Source organism: Mesotoga sp. Brook.08.YT.4.2.5.2., from assembly GCF_003351125.1.
In the GTDB taxonomy this organism is placed as follows: Bacteria; Thermotogota; Thermotogae; order Petrotogales; family Kosmotogaceae; genus Mesotoga.
The window spans coordinates 19,960-33,324 of sequence record NZ_JPGZ01000016.1; the positions used below are offsets into that span (position 1 = coordinate 19,960).

At 46.2% G+C, this 13,365-nt stretch carries 8 protein-coding genes; all 8 read right to left on the reverse strand.

Annotated elements, in window-relative coordinates:
* Positions 1-29: 29 nt before the first annotated feature.
* The 8 genes from Q502_RS05450 to Q502_RS05495 all read right to left on the reverse strand — a co-directional run bounded on the left by Q502_RS05450 (position 30) and on the right by Q502_RS05495 (position 13,219).
* Positions 30-1,130, reverse strand: a complete 1,101-nt coding sequence (locus Q502_RS05450) for an alkaline phosphatase (RefSeq protein WP_099830029.1) — start codon at positions 1,128-1,130, stop codon at positions 30-32.
* A gap of 13 nt (positions 1,131-1,143) precedes the next feature.
* Positions 1,144-1,980 (reverse strand): carbohydrate ABC transporter permease, encoded by an 837-nt coding sequence (locus Q502_RS05455; RefSeq protein ID WP_207759748.1) that lies wholly within the window; start codon positions 1,978-1,980, stop codon positions 1,144-1,146.
* A gap of 2 nt (positions 1,981-1,982) precedes the next feature.
* Positions 1,983-3,233 carry a carbohydrate ABC transporter permease gene (locus tag Q502_RS05460; RefSeq protein WP_099830028.1) on the reverse strand — a complete coding sequence of 417 codons (1,251 nt, stop codon included), beginning with the start codon at positions 3,231-3,233 and terminating at the stop codon, positions 1,983-1,985.
* A gap of 45 nt (positions 3,234-3,278) precedes the next feature.
* Positions 3,279-4,523: an ABC transporter substrate-binding protein gene (locus Q502_RS05465; protein ID WP_099830027.1), complete on the reverse strand. Its 1,245-nt coding sequence runs from the start codon at positions 4,521-4,523 to the stop codon at positions 3,279-3,281.
* 12 nt (positions 4,524-4,535) lie between these two features.
* Positions 4,536-5,675 (reverse strand): ROK family transcriptional regulator, encoded by a 1,140-nt coding sequence (locus Q502_RS05470; RefSeq protein ID WP_165775365.1) that lies wholly within the window; start codon positions 5,673-5,675, stop codon positions 4,536-4,538.
* Between the two features lie 80 nt (positions 5,676-5,755).
* On the reverse strand, positions 5,756-6,577 hold the full coding sequence (locus Q502_RS05475; protein WP_099830025.1) for a hypothetical protein: 822 nt from the start codon (positions 6,575-6,577) through the stop codon (positions 5,756-5,758).
* A 1,464-nt stretch (positions 6,578-8,041) separates the two neighbouring features.
* Positions 8,042-9,043, reverse strand: coding sequence for an alpha/beta fold hydrolase (locus Q502_RS05490; RefSeq protein WP_099830022.1), 1,002 nt, complete (start codon positions 9,041-9,043; stop codon positions 8,042-8,044).
* A 261-nt stretch (positions 9,044-9,304) separates the two neighbouring features.
* Complete coding sequence (locus Q502_RS05495) at positions 9,305-13,219, reverse strand: hypothetical protein (RefSeq protein ID WP_099830021.1); 3,915 nt, start codon at positions 13,217-13,219, stop codon at positions 9,305-9,307.
* Positions 13,220-13,365 lie beyond the last annotated feature (146 nt).

The window sequence follows — 13,365 nt, forward strand, 5'->3', positions numbered from 1 at the left end:
AAGGAATATTGAAAACATAAAGCAAAAAACTATTCTGCGCATATAATCACATCCAATAGTCCGCAGATCTTTCGAGGAATCTCCTTCAAATGGTAAAATCCCGTGAAGACATGCGATCCTTTGCCGTAGGCAATTATAGGCACATAGGCAGCAGTGTGGTCGTTACTCGACCAGCTCAAGGAAAAGTCACCATCGGGTTTGCCATAAGGCACCGCGACTCCTCCGGTCTCGTGGTCTGAAAGCACGATCAATAGATCGCTTTCCAAAGAGAGCTGTGAAAGCAAATAAGAGAGTACGTCCCTGAAGGCAGCCAGTTCGGCCAGCACGGCCTCTGAATCGTTGACATGAGAAGCATCGTCAATTCTGCCGGCCTCAATGACGAGTAGCTTGTTTCTCTCTTCCTGCATGAATACAGCTAAAGCCCTTTCGACCATTTCCAAGAGAGTGGGCTCACCGGGAATCAATTCATTCTCAAAGCTTTTGTCTCCCATGGTTACAAGGGCAACGGTTCCCTTCAGCATTTCGGAATCCGGAGATCCAATCTCCTCGAAATTCAGTCCAAGAACCCTGTAGCCGCTGTCTATGAGTTCGTGTATTCTGCTTCTTGGCGTCGGTTTCTGAGTAAAGGGATTGATTCCCAGCTCTTCAAGACCACCGGCAAAGAACAAATCGAGGGGACTTTCCATTAGAAAGTCTGTAATTACATCCGTTTCCTTCCTTTGCGCATGAGCGTAAAGGGCTGCCGGAGTGGCGTCGTAGTAACGTGTGTTTGTAACCAGGCCGAGCCACCAACCCTTGTCTTTCAGGATATCCGCCAGCGTCTTCACTTCTTCTCCTAATGCATTCATGCCAAGATACCCCGTCAGTGTCTTCACACCGGAAAAAAACGCGGTTGCGGCGGCAGCCGAGTCGGTTACAAGATTATCTAGAGCCTCATTTCTGCCGATACCGACTACGGGACTGTGGCTTCCCATGACTTCTCCAGTTACCAGTTCCGATATGTATAGATGGTTAAAACCCATCCCGTCACAAATCAGGATGACGATATTCTCAGGTCTACTGCTTTCCAGCGAGAGAAAAACAGAAGAAAAGAATACTAAAAGCATAAAGAGAGTCGAGAGCTTTTTCATATTACCACCCCTACTAGCCCTTCAAACCGGTCATCGTAATACCCTCGATGAATTGCTTCTGCAATTTGAGATACAGCACCACTATCGGTATAACGGCCATTGCGGCGGCCGTGATCTGAAGGTGCATCAAATCCCCGTAACGCTGGGTGAAATACTGTACTCCGAGTTGAACAGTCCTGTGTTCATCGTTGTTAACAACCAGAAGAGGCCACAGGAAAGCGTTCCAGGTCGCCATAAAAGAGAAGATCGCCAGCGCAGACAGTGGTGCTCTTATGTTTGGAATCACGATGATTCTAAAGATCTGAAACTCGGAGCATCCGTCTATCCTGGCCGCATCTATCAAGTCGTCGGGAATAGTGACAATGAATTGCCTCATGAGAAATACGCCGAAGATGCTTACTGAACCCGTTATAATCAGAGCCAAGTAGGTGTCTACGAGCCCCAGATTGTAGATCATGATATACAGCGGGATTATGGTAACAGGAAAAGGAATCATCATCGCGCCGAGCAGAGTCTTGAAAATCGAGTTTCTTCCTCTGAACCTGTATTTTGCAAAGGCAAAGCCGGCGAGGCTGGATGTGAGCAATGTGAGAGTGACCGCAACGGTAGTTATTAGAATGCTGTTCAAGTAATACCTCAAAAAAGGAACGGAACTGAATACTTCGGCGTAATTCTTTAGGGTGAATCTGTCAGGCAGGAACTTAGGGGGGAATCTCATAAGCTCACTTTGATCTTTGAATGTAGACAAGATCATCCATACAAAGGGCATAATCATTATTATTGAAAATGCTATCAAGAGAGTATATGAAATAGAATATACAATTATGTTGCTCTTCCTCTTCGATCTCAAGGTCACTCCTCCTTGAAAATCTTTGTGACCCTCATCTGAACAAGAGTAATCACCAGTATTATTGCAAACAGAACGATTGACATTGAACTAGCATAGCCCATCTGTAGCTTATTGAATCCCGTCTGCCAGATGTAGAAGACAGCCGTTTTCGTATCTGCATTTCCTCCCGTCATCATGTATATCTCCGTGAAAACCTGAATCGCGCCGATCGTCGAAGTTATGAACACAAAAACAAGAGAGGGCTTCATGAGCGGGATTATGATGTTCTTGACCTTCTGCCAACGCGTTGCTCCGTCGATATCCGAGGCTTCCAGAATGATACTAGGTATGTTGTTCAGCCCGGCCAGGAAGATTATTATGCTGTATCCAACGGACCTCCAGACTGAAACAAACACAACTGACCAGATGGCTATTTCGGGATTGCCCAGCCAGTTTATCGGCTCCGCCCCGAAGAGTCCTATGAGATAATTCGCTACTCCGTAATACGGATGATATATCCATGTCCAGATAACGCTTATCGCAACAACCGATGTCACGGCCGGAAGAAAGTATATCACTCTGAATACGCTCTTGAACTTCGGGATAGAGTATATGAGGAGAGCAAAGAAAAAGGAAATTACGATTTTCACGGGTATAACGCCAAGAGCATACTTAAAGCTTATCCAGAGCGATCTCAGAAAATACTCGTCTGTAAAGGCCTTCCTGAAGTTCGCAAGCCCCACGAATGGTTTGTTCGGCACGAGGATATTCCACCTGTGAAACGAGATAAAGAAAGCGAACATTGCCGGGAAGAAAGTAAGAAAGCAGACTCCAAACAGGGACGGCAGAATGAAGAGATACGGAGCCCTCTTCTTATCCGGAATCAGTCTTACGACGGCAACGAGAACCACAACGCTGCCGATCAAAGAGATCCACCATCCGTAACCGGCAATGCCCAGGAAATCGAGGAAGAACTTTGATCTTAGAACCTCCTGCCATTCAGTTCTCATGAAGATGATCGTGATGTTCAGCACCAGCAAAGAGACAGCTGTTCCAAGAAGAAATGAGATCTTCCCTATCGCAAGGAACAGTGCAAAAAGGCAGACCAGGACAATATAGACGGGCAGGAGGTTAAACGCACCCCAAAAAGAGAAGTCAGCAACCCTATACACAACTTCTCCCGATGCGTAGGGCAGGAAGAAAGAGAGAATTATTAGTAACAACCCTGCAGCTATTAAAATTTTACTCAGTGAATTATCTGATAGCTCTACCATTGAAAGACCTCCGAATCAGGCTTGCCGCTAGACCCCGGTTTAGGATCAGAATATTCCAAAGGTCTCTTCGAGATACTGGTTGATTTCGTTTATCGCCTTCTTGAGCGCTTCCTCAGGATCGGCCCCTTTGTTGATTATGCTGTTGTACGCCGTTTCCCTAAGAAGAGCCGCCGGATTTCCCCAACCGGCAGAGAACGTTGGCACAGCATAATTCAGTGAATCCAGAATCGGGCTCAACAAAGGATCATCTGCAAACTCGGGATCATTGATCACGCTATAATAAGAAGGGAGTTCTCCTGTATCTTTGAACCACAGTTTCTGGGCTTCGGGCGAGCTTATAAAAGCAAGCCACTTCGAAGCGATCTCCGGAGTTCTGCAATCGCTCATGAGAACAAGAGCCCAGCTTGTCAAAACCGAGCTTCTGCTTCCTGTCTCGGGGTGCGCCGGAGGGAGTGCGGTTCTGAATTCGAGATCGGGATGCCCGCCGACCTGGAAAGAACCGACCATTGCTCCATGTCCGAACACCATAGCTTCTTTTATCTGTCTGAATCCCGTCCACCTCGAACCAAATTCCGGTACATATACTTCATGTTTCAGCACTGCATCAGTCAAGAATTTCAGGCCTTCAAGCTGAGCATCTTCGTATGCGACTTTCTTTTCTTCATCGCTTGCCCAGAATGTTGCGCCTGCCTGCCTCATGAAACTCTCAATAACCGGTTCGTAGCCTTCAATTCCCAGCCCTGATTGAACCATCTTGTTTCCTTCCCAAATCGTCAGCTGTTTTGCGTACTCAAGGAGTTCGGTCCAGTTTTGAGGAGGGCTATAGGGGTCAAGACCCGCCTGTTCGAAGAGATATGGATTGTAGAAGAGAACAATTGTCTGAACATCTGTCGGAAAGCCGTACAGCTGACCATCGATAATCAGCTTGTCAATAGCCGCTTCTATGCACTTCTCTCTCATCTCTTCCGCCGTGGCGACACTTGCATTTATTGGTTGAATCAATCCATAACCGAAGAACTCCTCCATCGCCGTGGCTGGAATCTGTGCGACATCTGGCCCACTTCCCGCTGCCAGAGCAGCAAGTAGCTTAGTCTTATACTCTGAATATGGTATTGTCTGAACCTTGATTTCTACATCGGGGTTTTCCTTCATGAACTCTGAAGCCATTTCCATGATAATCATCGCTCTGCTCGGTGAATGGTGCATCCAGTGGACGATAGTTGTTTTTGCCATTGCAGAAGTAATCAAGAGCAACGAGGCAACAAAAAGTATCATAACTCTCTTTCTCATAAAACGCACCTCCTAAAAGACTCCCAGTATTCTCCCTACTGAAACAGCGAGGGGTGTTCTCAAAAGCTTCTGTTCTGTAACCTTAAGAATCATCATTTCGAGCTCGGTGTGGCCCAGCGACATATCGAACACTTTCTTTCTAAGATAATCAACCGCTTTGTCGGAGAAGAAAGGATTGCGGCTGTTGAGCACTATCGTTTCAAGCCCGAGCAAGTCGACAACATTTGCGATAGCTGCTGCAAGTTTGTCAAGTAGTTGTTGAAAGGCTCTCACGTATTCTTCGTTGCTGTTCTCCGAATATAGTTCATTGAGAAACCGCAAGAAGGAACGATCGTCCATTTTCAGACTTCCGTTCGGCACCAACCCGGAGAATCTGTCGTGAAGGTTTTTGGGATCGAAAAAGGCAGCAACACAGCCCTTTTTGCCGCACCAGCATTCGGGACCGGAAGGGTCTACCTGAAGATGGCCGAATTCTCCTGCTCCGCCATGTGGACCTCTGAAAATCCTTCCGTTAAGCACGAGAGAAGCTCCGAACTCCCTGTCTATATATAATGCGTCTCTTAAGGGAATAGAGCCCAGAAGCATTTCTGAAACCAGCAGGGCGTTAGCGTCATTCTCTATCTCAAGTGTTGTTTTCCACTCATCGCTTAGCTTCTTAAGATTTACCGTTTCACTCTGCGTGTAGAAGCTCTTCACGACATTGCCTGTCGATTCATCCACGATCCCCGGAGTCACGATGCTGAAAACGAGAACCGCAGAGATACTCTCATCGAAGCTGTTCCGAATAATCTTAGGTATTTCGTACAGTTTGTCCAGAACATCATATCTTGAATGATCCAGAGATCTTGCGTGCTTAACTCTGCCTGACAAATCGCCCAAGACTATGTTCATCGTTTTGGAATGTATGTGAACTCCGCCGACAAGCAACTCTCCGTTATTCACATTCAGCACCGAATACGGTCTTCCCTTGTGTGTGGACGGCACCGGAGGGCTATCCAGAACAAAGCCCTTTTCAATGAGTTGCTGAGTGAGTCGCGAAATAGTAGCTTTGCTCAAATTCGTTGCTTTGGCTATGGATTTTCTTGACAATCCGCCTTCATTCCTCCAGAGTTCATAAAAGACATCCTTTTCCGCCTTGGACAAACTATGCAAAGCCATCACCTCTCGAAATCGGAATCAAAGCCTGCTCACCATCAAAGACAATGAACAGGCTCGGCAAAAAGAGACAGGTTCTATTCTAGTTTGGCAATGAAAAGATCGTAGCTGCCCATACCATTGGGTCTGTCAACAGTCGAGAACACTATTATTGTGCCATCTGTCCACAAACTTCTTTCATCGTAGAAAGAATTGATCATCATCTCGGGATGACCAATTTCACCCGTAGAGGGATCGTAGAAATAGATGTCGTAGCCCCCTATGGAATCGTCTCTTGATGAATCAAACCAGATCTTTCCTTCAGGGTCGACGAATACAGACCATTCATTGCCACTTGAACTGACTTCATTTACTCTTGTCGGGGTAGACCATTTGCCGTTTTCCTTCTCGGAAACCCAGATGTCTCTCACGCCTGTTGGTTCTAGTCCACCAAAGGCACCCTTTGTGGTGACGTAGGCCTTTGTTTCATCGCTATTTACCCATATCTTCCAGTCTTGAGTCTCTGTGCTCAGTTCCAGGACAACCTCGGGTTCTCCCCATTCGCCCATTTCTTTATCGAAAACCGACCTGAAGAAATCGTAATCCCTGTCTGAACCAGTATATCGACCGAAGTACATCACGAGTTCGCCATCGTTGTTTCTAATTACGCATGGACTGATCTCGTTCTGAGAAGAGTTTATAGCTCCCTTCACCGGTTCAGGCTCACCGCAGTTTCCGTCATTCCAGGTTGCCTGGTAGATGTTGTAGCCCTGGGTAGCGAAATAAATCGTGTTTTCGAAGACCCACGGCATTCTGTCCACACCAGAAGTGTTCACAGATAGAAGCTCCGCTTCGATCAAAGCGAAAGCCGACGAGAAGACCAATAAGACAGCCACCAAAACTAACATAGTTCTTGCCATTGGAAGCACCTCCTTGAATCGCGCACTATTCAGTCGAAAACTGTAGGCTTCATCAAATAAGCAAAGAGAAGTATTTTGTTTCATAGCGAGACTAGCACACAACTAACTTTATATGAGAAGAAGAGAAAAACCAAATCCATCGTGAGGGAATCAGCCATCGAGAATAAACTAGAAGCCCAAATATCCATGAATAACCGATTATTGTGCAATCAAGTAGCAGCTATATTTTGTTGCATACTGAAACTTAATAGTCATGATTACTACAGAATTGCGCGTGTTTTACTCGATACAGGATGTAAAGAGCCGCTGAACGCTTTGAGGAAACGTCCGCCGTAAGCCATCCAAGAGCATGGATCCGTTCATTGAAAAGATCAATCGAGAAAGATCACTTTCGAGACGTTCGCTACGCTCACGGAGAAGGCGAGTGAAAAGTCAGTCACTGCTGAAATTAGACGCAATGCCGCCTTCGGCGGGACGCAAGGCGCCGAAAGAACATCGACGGACGCAAGGCTGCCTTCGGCAGGAGGCGATTTTGAAGCCTGTCTGTTCGCACAGACCAGTTTCGGCTTTGCGAGACCAATAAGAAGCATCGAGAAAGAGCCAGTAGAGACGCTCGCTGCGCCAGAAATTCCGCTGGACGCTTAAGAGCAGAAAACCCTTTGTACGCTGTGAAAAGCCAAGACCCTAGTCACGCCTTTACCGCTCTTTTCATTCTTGTCGGAGAACGGCGAACCGATAACGGATAACCGTTTCTTATTCAACTCGCAACTTGTCTCTTGCAATTGTTTCAAAGATCGAGGTTCTGGCCGGTACACGCCAAAATGACTGAAAGTCAGAAAAAACTTTCATCGCCGTAAAGCTCCTAGTAAGAGAGGTTCTTGGTTGTTGTAAGAGCAAGAAAAGAAGCACCAAATTCGTTTCGCCCGAAATTCTTCCCCCTCATGTCATCCCGTATAGCGTACCCTGAAATGGATTTGTTAGGATCATCCCGTGATGCACCTGCACGGGATCTCGCCCTGAAGATCCGCTATACGATTAAAAACGGTGAACCGCTGAGCGCTGTTCAAAACAACGTTGTCTGTCAACGGTCCGCCGTCCTCCGATAAGATCAATCGAGAAAGAGCACTGTCGAGACGTTCGATGAGCCAACAAGAAGACGAGAACCCTCTAGACTATTTCTTGTCCTCTCTCCTCATCTCGTGCTCTCCAAGCTCTTCTTTGAAACAGACACCCTCCGCCACCTCGTGGCCCTCCTCCCTCAAGGGAGGACCTAAGATCATCATCCAAAGAGCTTGATAGGTCTTGAAGCTCTGCTCGGAGAACGGTGAACCGATAACGGATAACCGTTCCTGCGACTTGCAACTTGTAACTTGGAACTGATGACCAAGAACCTGGACGCGAGGCGTCGGAACGAGGAACTGCTCTTGTTCCCAAAAAATGGAGTCTCTATTTTTCAGGCGATCTCTAAAGTGTTTTGACGAACCAATCTACGGTGGCCCCGATCAACTGATCAAAGGCTGTCGTGTCCCCCGTGAAAATGTTGAACGTATGGTCCGCGCCTTCTATAAGAAGAACTTCTGACTCATTGCTTCTTGATGCATCGACAATTCTCTGAGCATTTACAGGATCAACTACTGTATCTAGAGCACCATTGATTGCTAGTACTGGCGCTGTGGAGTTAGAGAAGACCTGTAACACGTCAGTGCCATAAACTTCATCGAACCACTGAAGCCCGAGTTTAAGAGGAGTTCTCCATTCAAAAGTGAGTTCATAGTAACCATTTTGCTTTGCTATCTCATATGCCTCCAAGCTTCCAACTCCTGATAGGTCCGGAGCACCTGCCCAGCAAAGCACCGATTTGTAAGCCGGATTCTGTCCTGCAGCGAGCAAAGCGATTGTTCCTCCCTGGCTCCAACCCATTATTCCTGCTCGATGGCCGTCTATTCTCGGAAGACTTGCTGCGTAAGCGAAGGCGATGTTTGTATCGTCCACAGCCGATGTGAAGTTGTAGTCGATATAGTCTGCGGTACTCTCGCCGTTTCCAATGAAGTCGAAGCGGACACTGGCAATACCTGCCTCTGCCAGAGCAGGAGCTGCAAGTAGGTAGCCTCCGCCGGCTTCGCTCTTGTCAGAGCCGGTTCCATGAAGCATGACGACTATAGGAAATGGTCCATCGCCTTCAGGGATGCAGATAACGGCGGGAATATCATGATCGATATTGGGAATCATGACCGATATTTCCGTATACGCCGCAGGAATCTTCAATACCGTTCCCACCTGCAGTGCAAACTCATCAGTGATTCCGTTGAGCTCGGCGATTTCCTTCCAGTCGACATCATAGGCCTCTGCAATCTCCCATAGAGTGTCTCCCTTTACAACAGTGTACTCGGTTCCGGCCGCCAGAAGCATGGTGCCAAGAAGCAAGACCAGAACTACGGCCAGAGAAGCTCTCCTCGTAACTTTCAATACAGTCACCCCTCACATAAGGATTTGGTTTCAATTTCAGTATACACCCCCAGAAAAAAGACGATAAGACAAATATCTTTCTTTCAGGTTATTTGAGCAGCTGCCACTCTATAGTCCAGTTGTCGTGGCTCTCATGCTTTACTAAGGCAGAGTTATTTCATTTACCACGTCCGCATTTCCTTCTAATGCAAATGAATCTCTTGGCAAGAATAGATTGCGAAAAATCCTGAGGCATCAAGAGCATTCTCGTAACCTTGGCAATCAGTATGTGCTGCAAACTTGAACGGCGTAGTCGAATTCTTCTCCGTGCTTCATCCACAAGAGAAGGAAAGAATTTCCTCGTAAAGGAAACGTCCCTGCGATAAGAATTTCACTCGATTCAGAAACTTCAAGCAACCGGATTGTTTCTGATCCATCCAGTCTCATTGCCTTCAATTCGAAGGCATCTCCATAAACGAGCCATTCGCCACCGGGGAGGACCGCGCAAGAAGAAGCGGTAAAGACAGTTCCCGGCTTAGAGGCAGTTTCGTTCGATGTGCTGAATAATTCTATTTCATTATTCTCATCCACAAAGAAAACCGTCCCCTCTCCTTGAAGCCATTGCAGAGTATAAGTCGAGTATGTTATTCCGATCAGCATTCTGGATTGTACCTCGTTGTCGAGCACATACAATTGCCCTCTCGGTTCGCGAAACAGTCCATACCTTCCGGAGTAATCATGATCGAAGAACTCCGTTCCTTCGATCGCGTTGTAAGAAAACTCCTCAAAGTCTCCCGAAGCACCAATGACGATGACATTTCCAGCATAAGAAAAAATCAAGAGTCTTCCATCCGAGTCCCAGTCGAATCTATACCGTTCAGTTGAAACAATCTCCAATGCCTCAGCCGGAAGAGGAAAGATCTCGAATTCACCTGTCGAAAGATCGAGTATCCTGAATCTCGTAGAAGGATCACTACCCGGCCTCATCTCTATCATTAGCCTATTTCTATCGGCGGACAGTCTAAACCTTTGAGAGGGATAGCCATTCGATGTCACATCAAGCCAGATCAACTCTCCTCTTATCATGTCAGTCGGTCTTTCCACAACTTCAAATACCTCAGCAGGTCCTCCAAGGTGAGCTGAGTCGCTTTGATTTTTTATAACAAGGTTATCGACTCTGTCTCTCAGCTGAAGCTCTCTTTGATTTGACCATCTCGTGTACATGAAACCATAGCTTCTGAAGACCTCTGTTGCCTCCTCGACGGCCTTGTCAAGGGAGTCGATTAGTTCTTTCTTTCCCTCCGCAGTTACAAAATTGCCTTCACTTTCGACTTTTGCCAGAGATGCTTCAATACTATCTAAACGTTGATTGAGGTACTCCTCAGCTGCTTCAGAAGCTGCTTTTCTTTTTTCAACCATTTCCAGGAAATCCATGAATTCTTCGCAGAGTCCCAAGGAGCTATTGAGATCCCCTGCTGCAAGGCCAATTACAAGAGGGTCATCTAGAGTGAGAGGGAAGGCGATTCCTGACTTCTGAATTGAGGCGTTCTGTATCGAGTAACGTATGCTGTAAGCTGGACTGCCTGCAATCGTACTATTCGGATTGGCTTCAAAATCGAGAATCATCTCGGTGAAAGCTTCCACTCTCGATTTCAGATCATATCTTGCGTCTTCTAGATCGGCCGACTCAAAATCTGAAATTCTGAGGCTCGCGACGAGCTTGAGTTCTTCATTTCTGGAGATCAGGTTTCTCAAGAGTTCGCCTTCCGAGCTCTCATTAGGGATGTCCAGTGAAGGAACTCCGTGGCGTTGTATATACTCCATCTCTCTCTTCAGGAGGAATAGCTCGTCCCTAAGCTCGACCCAGTAAGCATACAACTCATCGACGGAATCTGTAATTGCCGCAGCTTCTCTCAGTTTGTTTTGAGCCAGGTCAGCCGTGATCTCTTCGGACCACAGGTCGGCAATTGTCTGAACCATGCTCTGTATTCTCTCGGTCCATTTTTCAAGGTAGTTCTCTTCAAGCTCAATGAAATCTCTTCTCACCATAGCTGATAGAATCTTGAAAATCTCCAGCTTTTCGCGCTGAAGTACGAGATAAGCCTCAAGATATTTGTAAGTCTTGCTATTCTTTTCATCCAGGAGATAGCTCCACTCAGAAAGGGAGGAGCCATTTTCTTGAAGAGACTGATTCCTGTTCAAAAGGGCGATTCTGTAAGAATCGAAAGCACTGACTTCCCGAGAAAACTCATGGAGTCCAGAGCCGTCTGAATAGTGAAACTTCGGCACACTGATGAACAAATTATCAAGCTCCGTGTCTATTTCAATTGCTCTGTCTAGAAGGTCATTTGTGAGTTCTCTTTCTTTTGTCCAAATCGCGTAAAGACCTTCAAGAATCCAACCGCTTTCAAGAAGGACAATCTCGGGCGAATCGGAGCGAAGTCTCTTCAAGAAATCATTCCCAAATCCATTTTCTTGATTACTGAAAGCCTTGATCAAGTCATTGAAACTTGGGAAATATGTGTTTCCAAGATGGATGCTGGTCTTTTGCAAATAAACCTGGAGAAACCCTCTGATCTCATCGGTCATCTCGGAGTTTATCTTGATAATCTCTTCCTTTAAATCAACTGTGTGGAAAAGAGTGTAGAACTCTTCTCTGAATTTGAACCTTGCATTCTCGATCTCCTCACGAAAGCCTGCAATAGTCGAACTCAACTTCTCATTTTGCTTTGAAGCCTCTCTTTCGATTTCCTTGTTTCGGTCAATGTATTCACTCTCGCTTATTTGGCCTTTCTCTCTCTGCGAATCCAATTCTGCCTTCAGGTTTGCACCAGATCTCGCAGAAGCGGCTGCGTACTGAGCTGCAACACTGTGAATCTCCTGATTGAAAAGCAAAAGAGTAATTTCATCCCTATTCAATCTGTAGAACAACTCTTCAATCACAGCAGTGGAATGATCGGGAGAGGGAATACTATCAGCCGTAAATCGAGAGGCCATCTCGATAATTTCGGCCTCGATTGTTTGAACAACGGTCAGCTCTATGAACGGATCCTCTTTCTCCACAACTTCTGGAACCTTATTGAGAACCTCGTTCGGAAGGGTTTTTCCATCGCTTTCCTCAATCTTCGAATCTTTCATTTTTTCGGTAACTGGGTCTGTCTTGCCTGCATTCTTTGCTCGGCGTGTTGCCAGGAAGTAAGCTTTGTCGAAGTAGCACTTATCTATCTCTGAACTGTCGTTACCGACAACTCTTCTGATTTCCTTTAGAAAAGCAACCTCGTTTACTGCCAGCCTGTTAAACATCAGCTGGAAGTAGACGACATTGTAGTACTTTGTGAAGAGCTCGACAACAAGAGAAGGCGTTTCAACAATATTCTTTAGAATACCTTCGGCCTTCTCCTTCACCATTCCCTCAATAGCTTCTTCGGTTAAAGCCTCTCCCTTCTTAAGAATCTCAAGCTTCACCCTTTCCGTCAGCTTCTCCTTCAGCTTTTCTTTGAGCTCGTCCGAAGCACTTGTCAGGATTTCATCCATGAACTTCTTTTCTTCGGAAATTGAAAACGGATCGACGAAGTAAGACTTCCACCAGAAAGTTGCGATCTTGTCTGTGGCGCCGCAACTGCTTTTCACGTAGTCTATGAAAGTAATCTTGTATGTTGAGTCGATAAGCTGCAGAATTGCATTCTTGAATACTCCCTTGAAATCGCCTTTCAATATAGGCTCTAGGATTGTCTTCCAGTTGGCAAGAAAGTCTGAAATCACTTTATGAGCAGTTTCAATAGAGCCCTTTAAGCCTTCTGCCAGAGCATAGTCCATGGAGCTGTACAGCGAAGACTCGGCAATAGCCATAAGCTGCTTGTTCTCTCTCAGCTTCGCCTGCTGATAAGCCAGTAAGAGACTGGACATCTCTTCATCGGAAACACCCTTGCTTCTTGCATCGTTTATGTTCGTAGTAGATACTGCGACTTCTTCCCTGAAGCGGAGCAATAGGGGGTCGTTTGAATAGAGAGCAGACACGAAGTGATCTGCTCCGGATGCCAGTATCCCTGCTTTTTTTGCAAGATTATCTATCGCCATGTTGTACGCCTTGTTTAGCTCGGCAAGAGAATTGCTTTGCAGCTCCGCAGAATAGACTGAGTTAGCAAAGCTGAGAACAGAGAAGAAAAACAGCAAGAGAAAGATAAGACACGTTTTCATGGCTTTCCTCCTATTTTAGGGGACAACAGACTCCATTATTCAGATCCCCTCAATATACTTATTCTCGATTATCATCGACGGCTTCGCAATGACGGCGGCCTTAAGTGATCTGTCTCTACCTCTACAGGCTCAATTCTTGTACTAAA